14 protein-coding genes are annotated in these 16,793 nt (G+C 69.9%); 4 read left to right on the top strand and 10 right to left on the bottom strand.

Features of this window, described 5'->3' with window-relative positions; all coding sequences use genetic code 11:
* Window positions 1–56: 56 nt before the first annotated feature.
* The gene (locus VF557_16590) at window positions 57–578 is read left to right on the top strand and encodes a Rieske (2Fe-2S) protein (GenBank protein HEX8081831.1); all 522 of its coding nucleotides are present in this window, start codon (window positions 57–59) and stop codon (window positions 576–578) included.
* A gap of 116 nt (window positions 579–694) precedes the next feature.
* Here VF557_16590 and prcA read toward each other — a convergent pair whose 3' ends face one another.
* The 6 genes from prcA to arc all read right to left on the bottom strand — a co-directional run bounded on the left by prcA (window position 695) and on the right by arc (window position 7,601).
* Window positions 695–1,582, bottom strand: a complete 888-nt coding sequence (gene prcA / locus VF557_16585; GenBank protein HEX8081830.1) for a proteasome subunit alpha — start codon at window positions 1,580–1,582, stop codon at window positions 695–697.
* A 69-nt stretch (window positions 1,583–1,651) separates the two neighbouring features.
* Window positions 1,652–2,431 carry a proteasome subunit beta gene (prcB, locus tag VF557_16580; protein HEX8081829.1) on the bottom strand — a complete coding sequence of 260 codons (780 nt, stop codon included), beginning with the start codon at window positions 2,429–2,431 and terminating at the stop codon, window positions 1,652–1,654.
* A 74-nt stretch (window positions 2,432–2,505) separates the two neighbouring features.
* A complete protein-coding gene (locus tag VF557_16575; GenBank protein ID HEX8081828.1) occupies window positions 2,506–2,712 on the bottom strand; it encodes a ubiquitin-like protein Pup in 207 nt (68 codons plus the stop codon).
* A 111-nt stretch (window positions 2,713–2,823) separates the two neighbouring features.
* Window positions 2,824–4,341, bottom strand: a complete 1,518-nt coding sequence (dop, locus tag VF557_16570; protein HEX8081827.1) for a depupylase/deamidase Dop — start codon at window positions 4,339–4,341, stop codon at window positions 2,824–2,826.
* Window positions 4,342–4,497: 156 nt separating this feature from the next.
* The gene (locus VF557_16565) at window positions 4,498–5,823 is read right to left on the bottom strand and encodes an MFS transporter (GenBank protein HEX8081826.1); all 1,326 of its coding nucleotides are present in this window, start codon (window positions 5,821–5,823) and stop codon (window positions 4,498–4,500) included.
* A 35-nt stretch (window positions 5,824–5,858) separates the two neighbouring features.
* The gene (gene arc, locus VF557_16560) at window positions 5,859–7,601 is read right to left on the bottom strand and encodes a proteasome ATPase (protein ID HEX8081825.1); all 1,743 of its coding nucleotides are present in this window, start codon (window positions 7,599–7,601) and stop codon (window positions 5,859–5,861) included.
* A gap of 181 nt (window positions 7,602–7,782) precedes the next feature.
* Between arc and VF557_16555 the strand changes: the two genes are divergently transcribed.
* Window positions 7,783–8,076, top strand: a complete 294-nt coding sequence (locus VF557_16555; protein ID HEX8081824.1) for a ferredoxin — start codon at window positions 7,783–7,785, stop codon at window positions 8,074–8,076.
* Between the two features lie 23 nt (window positions 8,077–8,099).
* Here the strand turns inward: VF557_16555 and VF557_16550 are convergent, their stop codons facing one another.
* Together VF557_16550 and VF557_16545 are read right to left on the bottom strand one after the other, a co-directional pair.
* Complete coding sequence (locus VF557_16550; GenBank protein ID HEX8081823.1) at window positions 8,100–9,053, bottom strand: tRNA (adenine-N1)-methyltransferase; 954 nt, start codon at window positions 9,051–9,053, stop codon at window positions 8,100–8,102.
* A gap of 68 nt (window positions 9,054–9,121) precedes the next feature.
* A complete protein-coding gene (locus VF557_16545; GenBank protein ID HEX8081822.1) occupies window positions 9,122–10,318 on the bottom strand; it encodes a site-2 protease family protein in 1,197 nt (398 codons plus the stop codon).
* Window positions 10,319–10,418: 100 nt separating this feature from the next.
* On the opposite strand from VF557_16545, the gene lepB reads away from it, so the two are divergent.
* Both lepB and VF557_16535 read left to right on the top strand, forming a co-directional pair.
* Window positions 10,419–11,198 (top strand): signal peptidase I, encoded by a 780-nt coding sequence (lepB, locus tag VF557_16540; protein HEX8081821.1) that lies wholly within the window; start codon window positions 10,419–10,421, stop codon window positions 11,196–11,198.
* Between the two features lie 108 nt (window positions 11,199–11,306).
* A complete protein-coding gene (locus VF557_16535) occupies window positions 11,307–12,332 on the top strand; it encodes a RecB family exonuclease (protein HEX8081820.1) in 1,026 nt (341 codons plus the stop codon).
* Between the two features lie 51 nt (window positions 12,333–12,383).
* On the opposite strand, the gene VF557_16530 is transcribed toward VF557_16535, so the two are convergent.
* Together VF557_16530 and metH are read right to left on the bottom strand one after the other, a co-directional pair.
* Window positions 12,384–13,079, bottom strand: a complete 696-nt coding sequence (locus tag VF557_16530) for an HAD family phosphatase (GenBank protein HEX8081819.1) — start codon at window positions 13,077–13,079, stop codon at window positions 12,384–12,386.
* On the bottom strand, window positions 13,076–16,660 hold the full coding sequence (gene metH, locus VF557_16525) for a methionine synthase (protein ID HEX8081818.1): 3,585 nt from the start codon (window positions 16,658–16,660) through the stop codon (window positions 13,076–13,078). The genes VF557_16530 and metH overlap by 4 nt, the downstream gene beginning before the upstream one ends.
* Window positions 16,661–16,793 lie beyond the last annotated feature (133 nt).

Genomic DNA, 16,793 nt, shown 5'->3' with positions numbered 1-16,793 from the left:
TTGGCATTACTTGAGCGAGCAATAACAGTGACGAGCACAGGACTTGGAGTCGGTTGATGAGCAAAGAGCACAACGACGAGCACTCGCCGGCCACGGGTGTCAGCCGCCGCAGCGTGCTGGCGGTCGGCGCCGTGGGGATACCCGGGATCGCCCTGATCGGCTGCTCGCAGGCGAAGTCGCCCACCAGCGAGCCGACCGTGGCGACCAGCGCACCCGCTGGCACCGGCTCCAGCGCGGCCACCGGGTCCACCAGCGCCGCCGCCCCCAGCTCCAGCGCGGCCGCCTCGGGCAAGTCGCTGGCCAAGCTGTCCGACATCAAGGTCGGCGAGGCCATCTCGGCCCGCGGCCCGGACGGCGGGGACATCATCATCACCCGGCCGACCGACACCACGGTTGCCGCGTACAGCGCGATCTGCACCCATGAGGGCTGCACGGTGATACCGGCCGGCAAGGAGCTGGACTGCCCGTGCCACGGCTCGCTCTTCGACCTCAAGGGCGCGGTGCTGCGGGGCCCGGCCCGGGCGCCGTTGGATTCGGTGAAGGTCAGCCTGTCCGGCGACGACGTGGTGGCCGGCTGAGTCTCGCCGGCGGGCGTCCAGCGCCAGCCCTCAGGCGTCCGCACCAGTTCTCAGGCGTCGCGCACCAGGTAGATGATCTTGCCCCGCTCGTCGGCCTCAAGGTGGTCGCGGCTGGGTCAGGACTCGTCCGGGCCGGCCGGCGTCGGCGGGGTGTCGGCTCCGGTGGCCTCGTCAGCGGTGCCCAGGCCCCCGGTGCCAGTGCTCGTGCCCTCAGCGGCCCCGCCGCCCTCGACAGGACCGGTGGACTCGACCAGCGTGCCGTCCGCCGCGGTGACCTGGGACCGCGGCTCGGCCGCGACGGAGCCGTTGGCCGGCAGCAGGCTGCTCAACGCGGGGCCGACGATGCGCCGGAACTTGCGGTTGCCCCGGTTGCGATCCAGCACCGCCACCTCGAGGCTCTCAGCCACCAGCACCCGGCCCGCGCCGCCCTCGCCGCCGACCGAACCCAGCGCCTGGACCGCGACCGACACCGCTTCGGCCAGCGGCAGGTTGGCGCGGTAGGACTTCTTGAGCGCGCCGGCGACCGTGTCGGCCTGGCCGCCCATCACCAGAAAGTCCGGCTCGTCGACGATGGTGCCGTCATAGGACAGCCGGTAGAGCTGGTCCTCCCCCGCCACCGGGCCCACCTCGGCCACGCACAGCTCGACCTCGTAGGGCTTCTGCTGCTCGGTGAAGATCGAGCCGAGGGTCTGGGCGTAGGCGTTGGCCAGCGCCCGGGCGGTGACGTCCCGGCGGTCGTAGGAGTAGCCGCGCAGGTCGGCCAGCCGGATGCCGGCCACCCGCAGGTTCTCGAACTCGTTGTACTTGCCGACCGCGGCGAAACCGATCCGGTCATAGATCTCAGACACCTTGTGCAGCGCCGAGCTGGTGTTCTCGGCGACGAACAGCACGCCGTCGGCGTAGGTCAGCACCACCACGCTGCGGCCGCGAGCGATCCCCTTGCGGGCGTACTCGGACCGGTCGCGCATGATCTGCTCGGCCGAGGCGTAGAACGGCATCGACATGAGATGTTTCTCCGGTTCCTAGGTTCGACAGCCGGCGGCTGGCCGTTGATGACGGAGTCGTGCGGTGGCTCAGGAGCCGGGCGCGGTCGCGCGACGTTCCAGCAGCGCCCGCACCACGGCGTCCAGGCTGCTCTCGGCCACCCGGCGGGTGCCGTCGGCGGTGGCCGCGTAGACGACGGGGTAGATCCGCCTGGTCAGGTCCGGGCCACCGGTTGCCGAGTCGTCGTCGGCCGCGTCGTAGAGGGCCTCGACCACGACCGCGACCGCCTCCTCCTCGCTCAACCCCGGGCGCCAGAGCTTCTTCAGCGCGCCCTTGGCGAACACCGAGCCGGAGCCCACCGAGTGGTAGTACTGCTCCGGGTAGCGCCCGCCGGTGACGTCGTAGCTGTAGATCCGCCCGGCGGTGGCCGAACCCTGGACGGCCGCGCTGTCGACGTCATAGCCGGCGAACAGCGGCACCACGGCCAGACCCTGCATGGCCGCGCCCAGGTTGCCCCGGATCATCGTCGCGAGCCGGTTGGCCTTGCCGTCGAGGGTGAGCGCGGTGCCCTCGATCTTCTCGTAATGCTCGAGCTCGACCTGGAAGAGCCGGACCAGCTCGATCGCGATGCCGGCGGTGCCGGCGATGCCGACCAGGGAGTGCTCATCGGCGGCGAAGACCTTCTCGATGTCGCGCTGGGCGATCAGGTTGCCCATGGTGGCGCGCCGGTCACCGGCCATGATCACGCCGCCGTTGAAGGTCGCGGCCACGATCGTCGTGGCGTGCACCGCCCCCGCGACGTGCCCGGCCGGCCCGTTCACGGCGTGCGCGCGGTGGCCGGGCAGCAGCTCGGCGGCGGCTGCCGACATGAATTCGACGAAGGACGACGAGCCGGGAGCCGTCGCGTACCGCAGTAGTCCATGAGCCTTGTCGCCGTGACCGCTCACTGGCCGCCCTTTTGGACGAAACTCCGGACGAAGTCCTCAGGGTTGGTCTCGAGCACCTCGTCGATGTCGTCCAGGATCGCGTCGACGTCGTCGCTGAGCTTCTCGTGACGCTCGGCGATATCGGTGCTGGTGTCCTCGGCTACCTCGTCGACATCCGCGCGCTGCTTGGCGGGACGGGACTGCCCACCTTCGTGACTGGCCATGATTACCTCCGCAGACCCGCCAGGCGGCGAGTACTCCTCGACACTAGTAGTTCAGGCTGCGCGGTTGCCGCGTGGATCGGCAATTAGCTGTGAATGTTGGCATAGCGAAAGTCAGCGGCCCAGCAATTCCTGCACCAGTGACTGCGCGGTCGGGCACCGGTCCAGCAAATCCTGCACGTGCGCCTTGGACCCGCGCAGCGGTTCCAGGGTGGGCACCCGGACCAGCGACTGCTGCCCGACGTCGAAGATCACCGAGTCCCAGGACGCCGCGGCCACCGCGTCGGGGTACCTGCGCAGGCATTCGCCGCGGAAGTAGGCCCGGGTGTCGGTCGGCGGCTCGTTCATCGCGGTGACGGCCTGGTGCGGGTCGATGAGGGTGCGCATCGAGCCCCGCTGGACGAGCCGGTGGAACAGGCCCTTGCCGGGCCGGATGTCGGCGTACTGCAGGTCGATGGCGTGCAGCCGGGGCGAGGACCAGTCCAGGCCGTCCCGGTCGGCGAAGCCGCGCAGCAACCGCAGCTTGGCCACCCAGTCCAGCTCGCCGGCCAGCAGCATCGGGTCCTCGGCCAGCCGGGTCAGCACCGACTCCCACTCGGTGAGGACCTGCGCGGTCTGCGGGTCGACGTCGCTGCCGTAACGGTCATCGACGTACTTGCGGGCCCGCTCCAGGTACTCCACCTGCAGTTGCAGCGCGGTCACCGTCCGGCCGTCCTGCAGCCGCATGGCGTGCCGCAGCGACGGGTCGTGGCTGACCGCCCGCAGCTCTCGCACCGGTTCGACGATCCTGAGGTCATCGCCGAGCCAGTGGTCCTCGATCATCGCCAGCACCAGCGACGTGGTGCCGACCTTGAGAAAGGTGGACAGCTCGGCGAGGTTGGCGTCGCCCAGGATCACGTGCAGCCGCCGGTACTTCTCCGCGTCGGCGTGTGGCTCGTCCCGGGTGTTGATGATCGGTCGCTTCAGGGTGGTCTCCAGCCCCACCTCGACCTCGAAGAAGTCGGCCCGCTGGCTGATCTGGAACTCGTGGTGGTGGCCGTCCTGGCCGATGCCGACCCGGCCGGCGCCGCAGACGACCTGCCGGGTCACGAAGAACGGGGTGAGCTGGCTGACGATGGCGGCGAACGGGGTCTGCCGGCTCATCAGGTAGTTCTCGTGCGCGCCGTAGGAGACGCCTTTGTTGTCGGTGTTGTTCTTGTAGAGCGTGATGGTGGTGCCGCTGAGCCGTTCGACCTGCCGGGCCGCCGCGGTCATCACCAGCTCGCCGGCCTTGTCGAAGCGGACGACGTCCAGCGGTGAGGTGACCTCCGGCGTCGAGTACTCCGGGTGGGCGTGGTCGACATAGAGCCGGGCGCCGTTGGGCAGCACCACGTTGGCCAGGCCGGCGTCCTCCTCGTCGTCGAGGAACTGCTCGGCGACGTTGTTCGGGCCGGACAGGTCGAAGCCCCGGGCGTCGCGCAGCGGGGACTCCTCCTCGAAGTCCCAGCCCGGGCGCCGGCGGCGGCCGCCGGGCAGCAGCGAGGCGTAGCCGTTGACGACCTGGGCCGAGAGCAGCATCGCGTTGGCGTTGGGGTTGGCCGGCAGGCTGATCCCGTACTCGACCTCGGTGCCCATCACCCGGATGACACTCACTCGATCTCCCTGCTCTTCGCGCAAGCGCTCATCGCTGGACTCGCTCCGCTCCTCGCTCGCTGGCGCTCGCTGCGATGCTCACTCGATCTCCCTGCTCTTCGCGCAAGCGCTCATCGCTTGACTGGCTCGCTGCGATGCTCACTCATGAGAGCAAGGCTACGTGCTCGGCTCGCCGGGCGGGGTCGGGCTGTTGCTCGCCGGCGCGCTGCGGCGCTGCCGTTCGGCCAGCACGAACTCGTCCGTGCGGGTGTCGTAAGAACGAAAGCGAGGCAGGGCCGCGGCCGCGGCGCCGACTCCCAGAACGCACAACATGCCCCCGCTGGCGATGGCGAACCGCACGCCGCCGACCGCCATGAACCCGGCCCGGGCATTGCCCAGCGTGGGGCCGATCGAGTAGGACAGCAGCTCGATGCCGGCCAGTCGGCCGCGCAACTCGTCCGGAATGGTCTGGTCCCAGATCATCGCGCGGAAGGTGCCCGACACCATGTCGGCGGCGCCGGCGCAGGCCAGGAACACCAGCACCAGGCCGAGGTTGGGCATCAGGCCGGCCAGCCCGATCGCCGCGCCCCAGCACAGCGCGGCCACGATGATCGCGAGCCCGTGCCGGTGCACCCGGCGGACCCAGCCCGAGACCAGACCGGCCAGCAACGCGCCCACCGAGTCCGCGGCGTACAGCAGCCCGACCGCGTGCGGGGCGCCCAGCTCGGCGGCGAAGAACGGGAACAGCGCCATCGGCATCGCCATCGTCATGGCGATGGTGTCGATCAGGTAGGTGCCCAGCAGGTCCTTGCGCCCGATCGCGTACCTGACCCCCTCGCCGACGCTGGCCAGCGTGGCCCGGATTCCGGGAACCACCGTGCTGAGCGTGCGGGGCAGCGGGGTCAGCCGCAGGAAGACCAGCAGGGACAGCGCGAAGCTGGCCACGTCGACGGTGTAGGCGAGGCTGATGCTGGTGCTGGCCAGCACCCCGCCGAGCATGGTGCCGGCGATGCCGGCCACCCCCCAGGCCTGGTTGTTGACCATGCTGGCCGACGGGATCTCGGCGTGCGGCACGTACCGGGGCAGCATCGCGTCCAGGCTGGGCCGCTGCAGGGAGCTGGCCGAGACCGCGCCGGCGGCCATCAGGTAGATCACCCACAGCTTCGGCTGCGGCAACAACGAGTTGAGCAGCAGCACCAGCGTGCAGGCCAGCGCGCCCAATTCGGAGACCAGCACCACCTTGCGCCGGTCGAACCGGTCCGCGATCGCCCCGCCGAGCAGGCCGACCGCGACGATCGGGACGAACTCGACCGCGCCCACCAGGCCGACAGCCACCGTCGAGTCGGTGAGCCGCATGATCTGGATCGGCACCGCGATCATGGTGAAGTACGTGCCGAAGACGGAGATGCTGGCGGCGATGGTGCGCAGCCTGAAGTCCCGGTGACGCCGCAGCGGCCCCAGGTCGATGACCTGGGACCGCAGCCGCTGCCGCCATCCGCTCACCCGGGAATCATCGCGGGTGCCTCAACTCGATATCGCTACAGGTACTGCCCGGTGTTGGAGATGGTGTCGATGGCCCGCCCCGACTCACTGCCCTTGCCGCCGGAGATCAGCGTACGGATGTAGACGATCCGCTCGCCCTTCTTTCCGGAGATGCGGGCCCAGTCGTCGGGGTTGGTGGTGTTGGGCAGGTCCTCGTTCTCGCGGAACTCGTCGACGCAGGCAGCCTGCAGGTGCTGCATCCGCAGGCCGCGCTGGCCGGTGGTGAGCAGGTCCTTGATCGCCATCTTCTTGCCCCGGTCGACGATGTTCTGGATCATCGCGCCGGAGTTGAAGTCCTTGAAGTACAGGGTCTCCTTGTCGCCGTTGGCGTAGGTCACCTCGAGGAAGCGGTTGTCCTCGCTCTCGGTGTACATCCGCTCCACGGTGTGCTGGATCATCGCGTTCACGGTGGCCTCGCGCGAGCCGCCGTGCTCGGCGAGGTCCTCGTCGTGGATCGGCAGGGACGTGAGGATGTACTTGGCGAAGATGTCGCGGGCCGCCTCGGCGTCCGGACGCTCGATCTTGATCTTGACGTCCAGCCGGCCGGGTCGCAGGATGGCCGGGTCGATCATGTCCTCGCGGTTGGACGCGCCGATCACGATCACGTTCTCCAGGCCCTCGACGCCGTCGATCTCGCTCAGCAGCTGGGGCACGATGGTGTTCTCCACGTCGGAGGACACCCCCGAGCCGCGGGTCCGGAAGATCGAGTCCATCTCGTCGAAGAACACGATCACCGGGGTGCCTTCGCTGGCCTTCTCACGGGCCCGCTGGAACACCAGCCGGATGTGGCGCTCGGTCTCTCCGACGTACTTGTTCAGCAGCTCCGGGCCCTTGATGTTGAGGAAGAACGAGCGGCCCTTCTCGGTGTCGCCGCGCACCCTGGCCACCTGCTTGGCCAGCGAGTTGGCCACCGCCTTGGCGATCAGGGTCTTGCCGCAGCCGGGCGGGCCGTAGAGCAGGATGCCCTTGGGCGGGCGCAGCTGGTGCTCGCGGAACAGGTCGGCGTGCAGGAACGGCAGCTCCACGGCGTCGCGGATCTGCTCGATCTGCTTGCTGAGCCCGCCGATGTCGGTGTAGTCGATGTCGGGGACTTCCTCCAGGACGAGTTCCTCGACCTCGCTCTTGGGAATCCGCTCGTAGACGTAGGAGGACCGCGGCTCCAGCAGCAGCGAGTCGCCGACCCGCAGCGGCGAACCGCGCAGGACGTCGGCGATGTGGACGATCCGCTCCTCGTCGGTGTGCCCGATCACCAGGGCCCGGTCGCCGCCCTCGAGGATCTCCTTGAGCATCACCACCTCGCCGGCCCGCTCGTGGCCGCGTGCCTGGACGATGTTCATGGCCTCGTTGAGCATGACCTCCTGGCCGTGCTCCAGGGTGTCGATGCCGACCTCGGGAGAGACCGCGACCCGCAGCTTGCGGCCGCCGGTGAAGATGTCGACGCTGTGCTCGTCCACGGCTTCGAGGAAGACGCCGTAGCCGGACGGGGGCTGCGCGAGCCGGTCGATCTCCTCTTTGAGGGTGACCAGCTGGTCGCGGGCGTCACGCAGCGTGTCCGCCAGCCGCTCGTTGCGGTCGGTCAGCGAGGCCACCCGGGCCTGGGTCTCGACCAGCCGGTCCTCGAGCGCGCGGATCTGACGAGGAGACTCGGCGATACGGGCGCGCAGGATCTGTATCTCATACGCGAGCTCCGCCGCATCCGGCTTGCCAGAGCCTCGATCGGTGCCGAATTCTTCCGCCATCTAAGTACCCTTTCGATGGAACTGCCTGAGCAGTGAGGGCCGCTGCTCGATTTTCACCCTACACACGCAGAGTGAATCCGCGAGGCAACTACTGTGATGTGCAGGTATCAATCCAGTACGCTGCCGCCGAACCGGGCAACCTCGCGGTGGCGGAGCAGATCTCGCGCAGTTAGGACCGACGGTGGCAGAGGACGGCACGGACTCCGAAGTGCTCGAAGTGTGGATCGATCAGCAGCTGTGCACCGGTGACGGACTGTGCGTGCAGTACGCCCCGGAGGTCTTCGAGTTCGATGTCGACGGCCTGGCCTACGTCAAGGACGCGGCGGGTGAGCTCAAGCAGAGCGACGGCGCCAGGGTCGGCGTGCCGGCCAATCTGAGACTGGACGTCATCGACTCGGCCAAGGACTGCCCTGGCAACTGCATCCACGTGGCCCGGGCCGCCGACGGCGTGCTGGTGGCCGGCCCGGACGCCTGAAGCCGGACTTCTGAAGGGCGTGCTCAGGGCAGCGGCATCCGGTCCGGCCGCTGGTCGGCGTCAGGCTCCGGCGGCTCCACCACCACGCCGAACGCCACCTCGAGCTCGACCGTCTTGGCCGGCCGGCGCTGCCGGGTCGGCGCCACCACCCCGGGCGCCAGCCGCCGGGCGGTGACCAGGAAAGCGGTGTGGCCCTGCATCCGGTGATCGGGCCGGACCGCCAGGCCCACCACGTGCCAGTTGCGCACCAGGCACTCCCAGGCGTGCGGCTCGGTCCAGCCGCCCTCGTCGCGCAGCGCCTCGACCAGCCGGGAGAGCTGGGTGGTGGTGGCCACGTAACCGATCAGCACCCCTCCCGAGCGCAGCGCCGGGCCCACCGCGCTGAGCACATCCCAGGGCGCCAGCATGTCGAGGATGACCCGGTCGACCACCTCGGACGGCGGGTGCTCGCCGAGGTCGGCCAGCCGCAGGTCCCAGTTCTCGGGAGCGCCGCCGAAGAACGCGTCGACGTTGCGCCGGGCGTGCTCGAGGTGGTCGGCCCGGCGTTCGTAGGAGATCACCGTGCCGGTGGGCCCGACCGCCCGCAGCAGCGAGCAGGTCAGGGCTCCCGAGCCCGCTCCGGCCTCCAGCACCCGCGCTCCGGGGTGGATGTCGCCCTGGGCCACGATCTGGGCCGCGTCCTTGGGGTAGATCACGGCGGCGCCGCGCGGCATCGACAGGACGTAGTCGCTGAGCAGCGGGCGCAGCGCGAGGTAGCCGGTGCCGGCGGTGGAGAACACCACCGAGCCCTCCTCGACGCCGATCAGGTGGTCGTGGGAGATGGCGCCCCGATGGGTGTGGAACTGCTTGCCCGCCTCGAGCGTGACGGTGTGCAGCCGTCCCTTGGGATCGGTCAGCTGCACCCGGTCACCGACCCGGAACCGGGCTGGGTCGGTGGTCTGGTCGGCTGTCACATCGAGCACGGAAGAAGAAACCAATCTGTCAAAAGTCTAAAGTAGAGCTGGACGGTTAGCACCAGGAAGGCTAATCGGTTCAGGCAGCGATGTCAGTTCAGCGACTGCCGCTGCGGCTTGGGGCTGGGCAACCCCAGGGCCCGCGCCAGGTCGACCGCCGTGACGATCCCGCGAGCCACCCCGTCCCTGCCCACCACCAGGTACTCGGAGGCGGGGTGCGCCCGCAGGGTGTCGATGAGCGGCTCGCCGTACAGGTCCTCGGCCAGCAACATGCCGGGCTGGAGTTCCCGGGCGACCTCGGCCAGCGAGGTCCACGGCCGCCGGTCGGCCGGGATCTTGGCGATCTGGGACTCGTCCACGAGGGCCCGGCTGCGGCCCTGCCCGTCGATGACGACGATGCCGGTGGCGCCGGTCACCGCCGTCTGCCGGACCGCCTCGGAGACCGGGGTGTAGGGCGGCAGGTACAGCGAGGCCCGCAGCAGTTGACCGAGCCGCAGGCTCGCCGCGCGGGCGCTGAGCTCTGCCATCCGCAACGACTGGCTGGCGCCGAACCACAGGAACGCGACCACCGCGAACCCCATCACCGTCGAGACGACCGTGGCCATGTCAGCCGGCGAGTCGCCGCCGAGCAGCGCGTGGCCGAACACGACGGCCAGGCCCAGCAGCACGGCCACCACGCGACCGGACCAGGCGGCGATCCGCACACCGGTCAGCCGGGAGCCGCCCAGCTTCCAGATCAGCGCCTGCACCAGCCGGCCGCCGTCCAGCGGCAGGCCGGGCAGCACGTTGAACACCGCGATTATCAGGTTGCTCCAAGCCAGCAGCAGCAACAGCACCGCGACCGCCGACTGCGATGCCGGCAGCAGGCTCGTCGCCCAGCAGCCCACGGCCAGCAGTAGCGACACCAGCGGTCCGGCCGCCGCGATCGCGAACTCGTCCCGGGGCCGGCTGGCCTCGCCCTCGATCTCGGACACCCCGCCGAGCAGGAACACCACGATCCGACGCACCGGCAGGCCGATCACCTTGCTGACCACTGTGTGCCCCACCTCGTGCAGCAGCACCGAGGCCGCCAGCAGAACGGCGAACAGCAGGCTGAGGGCGTACGAGAACCCCTCCGAGGCACCCGGGATCTGCTGGCGGAGAAAGCCCGCGTAGCTGATGGTGATGAAGCCCGCCACCAGCACCCAGCTCGGCGTGACGAAAATCGGCACGCCCAGCACCGAGCCGATCCGGAGCAACCAGCCATTGGCGTTGACTCGCGGGTCAGGCGCTGACCGGGGGCTGCTCACCCGTTTGATCCTACGAGGTGAGGGTCACGACCAGGTCTATCGCGCCACGCAGGCGGCCGGCGGCCAGCCGCCGAGCCCGCAACGGTTTAGCCTGACGGCTGTGGCAGAACGTGAGCGATCCGCGGACGCGGGGTCCGAACCGGACCTGCGTGCCCGCATCCAGGCCAGGGTCGCCGAACGGCGGGCGGGCCAGGCCGCGGAGCATGGGTCTTCTGGCGCGTCCAAGCCGTCCGAGCCGTCCGAGCCGTCCGGGCCGTCCGGGATACCTGGGCCGGCAGGGGCGTCCGGAGCACCGGCAGCCGCGGTATCGGCGAACGGCCCGGCCGGAGCCGATCGGCCGGGCACCTGGGTCGGCCGGCTGACCCGCACGCTGGGATTCCTGCTCGCCGTCGCGGTCACCGTCGTGGTGTTGCGAAGCTTCGTGGTCACCTCTTATTACATCCCGTCGGGCTCTATGGAGCCGACGCTGCACGGCTGCCAGAACTGCCAACCAGACCTGGTGCTGGTCGACAAGCTGTCCTACCGGTTCAGCTCGGTGGCCCGGTCCGACGTGGTGGTCTTCGACCGGCCGCCACTGGCCCCGCCAGAGGCGCCCGAGCTCATCAAGCGGGTGATCGGCCTGCCGGGCGAGACGGTCAGCGGCCGGAACGGACGGGTGTTCATCGGCGACAAGGCGCTCGCCGAGCCCTACGTCCATCCGGCCTGCGGCGGGACCGCGGACTTCGCTGCCGTCAAGGTGCCTGAGGACCAGTACTTCGTGATGGGCGACAACCGCTGCGACTCGCTGGACTCCCGGGTCTTCGGGGTGATCGCGGGTTCGAGCATCGAGGGCCGGGCGGTCGCGGTCAGCTGGCCGGTCAAGCACCTGCGCTGGCTATGATGGGTGCTGGCAGTGAAAGCGTTGAACTGGCTGGTCACACTTCGCCGTCGAGCCGACGCGCGGAGCGGTTCGGCAATTCTGTCAGTGCCGCCACCTAGTCTTGCGGCCATGACCCAGACCGAGTTGCTGGACGCGGCCCCGGGCGAGCAGGCCTTGCTGGCACCGAGCGAGCTGACTCCGCCGGCGCCGGGCGAGCTGACCCCGGGCGAGCAGACCACGCTGGCCGGGCCGCCGACCGAGCTGACCGCGCTGCCGCCGGCCATCCTCGGCTCGCTGTCGCCGTCGCGGGCCGCCGACTTCAAGACCTGCCCGCTGCTCTACCGGTTCCGCAGCATCGACCGGCTTCCCGAGACGCCGAGCCGGGCCGCGACCCGTGGCACCGTGGTGCACGCGGTGCTGGAGCACCTGTATGACCTGCCCGCGGCCGAGCGCACCGTCGAGCAGGCCCAGGCCGACGTGGCGCCGTCCTGGCAGCAACTGCTCGAGGCCCATCCCGAGCTGGCTCAGCTGTTCGACGACGACGAGCAGGGCGCCGAGCTGGCCGCCTGGCTCGAGTCGGCCCGAGAGCTGGTGAAGAACTACTTCGCGCTGGAAGATCCGCGACGGCTCGAGCCGGCCGCTCGCGAAGAGCTGGTCGAGGTGGTGCTGGACGGCCTGCGGCTGCGCGGCTACATCGATCGGCTCGACATCTCACCGGCCGGTGACCTGCGGGTGGTGGATTACAAGACCGGTTCGATCCCCCGCGAGGCCTTCGAGGCCCGGGCGCTGTTCCAGATGAAGTTCTACGCCCTGGTGCTCTGGCGCACCCGCGGCGTGGTGCCCCGCCAGTTGCGGCTGATCTACCTCGCCGACACCGACACCCTCAGCTACCAGCCCGAGGCCGAGGAGCTGGCGCGCTTCGAGGGCACCCTGCAGGCCATCTGGAAGGCGATCGCCGCGGCGACCCTGACCGGTGACTTCAGGCCCAGCCCGTCGAAGCTGTGCGACTGGTGCAGCCACCAGCAGCTGTGCCCGGCCAAGGGCGGCACCCCGCCGCCTTTCCCGTTCGACGCGCTGGCCCAGACGATCAGCGACCGGCAGGCGGTGACCGGCCCCAGCGCCGAGGTAGGCGCAGCACCCGAGCCGCCGGTCTAGTCAGAACGTTCCGACCAGAGCGTCAGGGCCGGCGCATCGGCTTGTGACCGGTCAGAGTTCGGCGTAGTCCGAGATCAGCGCCCGCAGGTCGGCAACCGACACGGCGGCCAGGTCATCGAGCACGGTCCGGCCCGGCGCGGGGGCCAGCGGCACCTGATTCTGCACCGCGAGCACCACGCATCCCGCGGCCTCGGCCGAGGCGACACCGGCCGGCGAATCCTCGATCGCCACACACCGCGACGGCTGCACCCCGAGCCGTTGAGCCGCGGTCAGGTACGCCTCGGGGTCAGGCTTGCCCCGGGCCACCTGATCGCCGGTCACCATGGTGGCGAAGGTGCCGGCCGGCAGCTGTCCGGCCACCGACTGCGCCAGGGACTGGTACGACATGGTCACCATGGCGCACGGCACCCCGGCCGTCCGCAGCTCGCCCAGCAGCCGGCGCACCCCCGGACGCCAGACAACCTCGCGCTCGACGGCGGCCACCACCTCCGCCAGCAGCCGGTCCACGATCTCGTCCAGCGGCAGCGCGACGCCGCCGTGCTCGCGGAGGTAGGCGGCCGACACCAGCAGCGGGTTGCCTACCAGGGCAAGGGCGTGCGCGTCATCCCAGCTGCCGCCGAAGGACTCCACCAGCCGGTACTCCGCCGCGAACCAGGCCGGCTCGGTGTCGACCAGGGTCCCGTCCAGGTCCCACAGCACGGCCTGCAGGCCGCCGTCCAATGCCAAACCGCCGGTCAGGTCGTTCACTTGGCGGCGAAGTACTTGGCCTCGGGATGCGCCACGATGATCGCCGAGGTGGACTGCTCCGGCACCAGCTGGAACTCCTCGGACAGCTCGACCCCGATCCGCTCCGGCTTGAGCAGCCGGAACAACTGCTCCTGGTCCTCCAGGTTCGGGCAGGCCGGGTAGCCGAAGGAGTACCGGGAGCCGCGGTAACCCTGCTTGAAGATCTCGTCCAGTTCCTGGGAATCCTCAGCCGAGTAGCCCAGCTCCTCGCGGACCCGGCGGTGCCACAGCTCGGCCAGCGCCTCGGTCAACTGCACCGAGAGCCCGTGCACCTCCAGGTAGTCGCGGTAGTTGTTCGCCGCGAACAGCTCGTTGGCGAACTCCGAGATCCGCGCGCCCATGGTCACGACGTGAAAGGCCACCACGTCGGTCTCGCCGGACTCGCGGGAGCGGAAGAAGTCGGCCAGGCACAGCCGCCGATCCCGGCGCTGGCGCGGGAACTCGAAGGACTCGGCCTCACCGCCGTTCTCGCCGAGGATGATCAGCTTGTTGCCCTCGCTCACGCAGTGGAAGTAGCCGTAGACCACCGCCGCCTCCAGGACGCTCTCGGTCTGGAAGCGCTCCAGCCAGTACCGCAGCCGGGGCCGGCCCTCGGTCTCGACCAGCTCCTCATAGCTCGGGCCCTTGCCGCCGCGGCCGCCCTTGAGGCCCCACTGGCCCATGAAGGTGGCACGCTCGTCCAGCAGGGAGGCGTACTCGGCCAGCGCGATGCCCTTGACCACCCGCGAGCCGAAGAACGGCGGGGTCGGCACCGGCACGTCGGTGGCCACGTCCGAACGAGTGCCCTCCAGCGGGTCCTCGACGGCCTCCTCGGCGGCGCGCCGCTCGGCCGCGATCCGCAGCGAGCGCTCGCGGCGGGCCTTGCGCTCGGCCAGCTTGCGACTCTCCTCGTCGGAGAGCTTGGTGTCATCCGGGCCGTTCGGGTCGACGGCGACGCCGCCCCGGCGGACCGCCATCAGCGCGTCCATCAGCCGCAGGCCGTCGAAGGCGTCGCGGGCGTAGCGGACGTCGCCGGTGAAGATCTCGCTCAGGTCCTGCTCGACGTATGCCCTGGTCAGCGCGGCGCCGCCGAGCAGCACCGGGAACTTCCCGGACACCCCGCGGGAGTTCATCTCCTGCAGGTTCTCCTTCATCACCACGGTGCTCTTGACCAGCAGCCCCGACATCCCGATCGCGTCGGCGTGATGCTCCTCGGCCGCTTCCAGGATCGCGGTGATCGGCTGCTTGATCCCGATGTTGACGACGGTGTAGCCGTTGTTGGACAGGATGATGTCGACCAGGTTCTTACCGATGTCGTGCACATCGCCCTTGACGGTGGCCAGCACGATGGTGCCCTTGCCGTCGGTGTCGGCCTTCTCCATGTGCGGTTCCAGGTAGGCCACCGAGGTCTTCATCACCTCGGCGGACTGCAGCACGAACGGCAGTTGCATCTCGCCGCTGCCGAACAGCTCACCGACCGTCTTCATGCCCGACAGCAGCGTCTCGTTGATGATCTGCAGCGGGGTCTGGGTGAGCATGGCCTCGTCCAGGTCCGCCTCGAGCCCGTTGCGCTCGCCGTCGATGATCCGGCGCTGCAACCGCTCGTCCAGCGGCAGGAGGGCCAGCTCCTGCGCGCGGGAGGCGGCCGTGGACTGCGAGGAGACCCCCTCGAACAGCTGCAGGTACCGCTGCAGCGGGTCATAGGCCTCGTTCACGGTGCCGTCGTCGTTCACGCTCTCGGGGCGGCGGCGGTCATAGACCAGGTCCAGCGCCACCTCCAGCTGCTCGGCCGGGATCTTCGACATCGGCAGGATCTTGGAGGCGTGCACGATCGCCGAGTCCAGGCCGGCCTCGACGCACTCGTGCAGGAACACCGAGTTCAGCACCTGGCGGGCAGCCGGGCTCAGTCCGAAGGAGACGTTGGACAGCCCCAGCGTCGTCTGCACCTCGGGGTAGCGCCGCTTCAGCTCCCGGATCGCCTCCATCGTCTCGATGCCGTCGCGGCGGGTCTCCTCCTGGCCGGTGGCGATCGGGAAGGTCAGGCAGTCGAGCATGATGTCGCTCAGCGGGATGCCCCAGTTGCCGGTCAGGTCGTTGATCAGCCGCTCGGCGACCGCGACCTTGTGCTCCCGGGTCCGGGCCTGGCCCTCCTCGTCGATGGTGAGGGCGACCACGGCCGCGCCGTGCTCCTTGATCAGCGGCAGCATCCGGGCGTAGCGCGAGGTCGGGCCGTCGCCGTCCTCGAAGTTGACCGAGTTGACGATCGAACGGCCGCCGACCATCTCCAGGCCCGCCTCGATGACCTCCGGCTCGGTCGAGTCCAGCATCAGCGGCAGCGTCGATGCGGTGGTGAACCGGCCGGCTATCTCGCGCATGTCGGCGGCGCCGTCGCGTCCCACGTAGTCGACGTTGACGTCCAGCAGGTGCGAGCCGTCCCGGCTCTGGGAGCGGGCGATCTCCACGCACTCGGAGTAGTCGGCGTTGAGCATCGCCTCCCGGAACGCCTTGGAGCCGTTGGCGTTGGTGCGCTCGCCGATCATCAGGACCGAGGCGTCCTGGCGGAACGGCACGCTGGCGTAGAGCGAGGCCACCGACGGCTCGGACCTGGGCTGCCGCCGCGCCGGCGTGAGACCGGCCACCCGCTCGGCCACCTGCCTGATGTGCTCGGGCGTGGTGCCGCAGCAGCCGCCGACCAGGCCGGTGCCGAACTCGGTGACGAAGGAGGCCAGCGAGCTGGCGAGCTCCTCGGGAGTGAGCGGGTACCAGGCGCCGTTCGGGCCGAGCTGGGGCAGGCCGGCGTTCGGCATCACCGACAGGTTGATCTTGGCGTGCTGGGACAGGTAGCGCAGGTGCTCGCTCATCTCGGCCGGGCCGGTGGCGCAGTTCAATCCGATCAGGTCGATTCCCAGCGGCTCCAGGGCCGTCAGGGCCGCGCCGATCTCGGAGCCCAGCAGCATGGTGCCGGTGGTCTCGACGGTGACCTGGGCGATGACCGGCAACTGCCGGCCGGACGCCTCGATCGCCCGCTTGGACCCGATGATGGCGGACTTGGTCTGCAGCAGGTCCTGCGAGGTCTCGACCAGCAGGACGTCCGCGCCGCCTTCGATGAGGCCGGTGGCCTGCTCGAAGTAGGCGTCGCGCAGCTTGGTGAAGTGGACGTGGCCCAGCGTCGGCAGCTTGGTGCCCGGCCCGATCGAGCCGATCACGAAGCGCCGGCGCTCGGGCGTGGAGTGCCGGTCGGCGACCTCGCGGGCGATCCGCGCGCCGGCCAGGGCGAGCTCGTGGATCCGGTCGGCGATGTCGTACTCGGCGAGGTTGGCCCAGTTGGCGCCGAAGGTGTTGGTCTCGACCGCGTCGGCGCCGGCCTCGAAGTAGGCCTCGTGCACGCCGGCCACCACGTCGGGCCGGGTGACGTTGAGGATCTCGTTGCAGCCCTCCAGGTCCTCGAAGTCGGCAAGGCTGAGGTCCGCGGCTTGCAACATGGTGCCCATCGCGCCGTCGGCGACCAGCACTCGTTCGGTCAGGGCGGACAGAAAGGGGTCGCTCGCGGGATCCAGAGGCACGCCGACGAGTTTACCGGGCTCAAGGGGCGCCGACGTCAGCCTGCGTGCTAGGACCGGCGGTGCGTCGCGGTGCTGCCGGTCACCCAAGGTCACGGCCTGTTGCCGCTCCAGCCGCAGGCGTGGAGTCCTAAGC

The organism is Jatrophihabitans sp. (assembly GCA_036389035.1).
GTDB lineage: Bacteria > Actinomycetota > Actinomycetes > Mycobacteriales > Jatrophihabitantaceae > Jatrophihabitans_A.
Note: the sequence above shows the minus strand (reverse complement) of the source record. Positions and strands in the feature narration are given on the sequence as shown.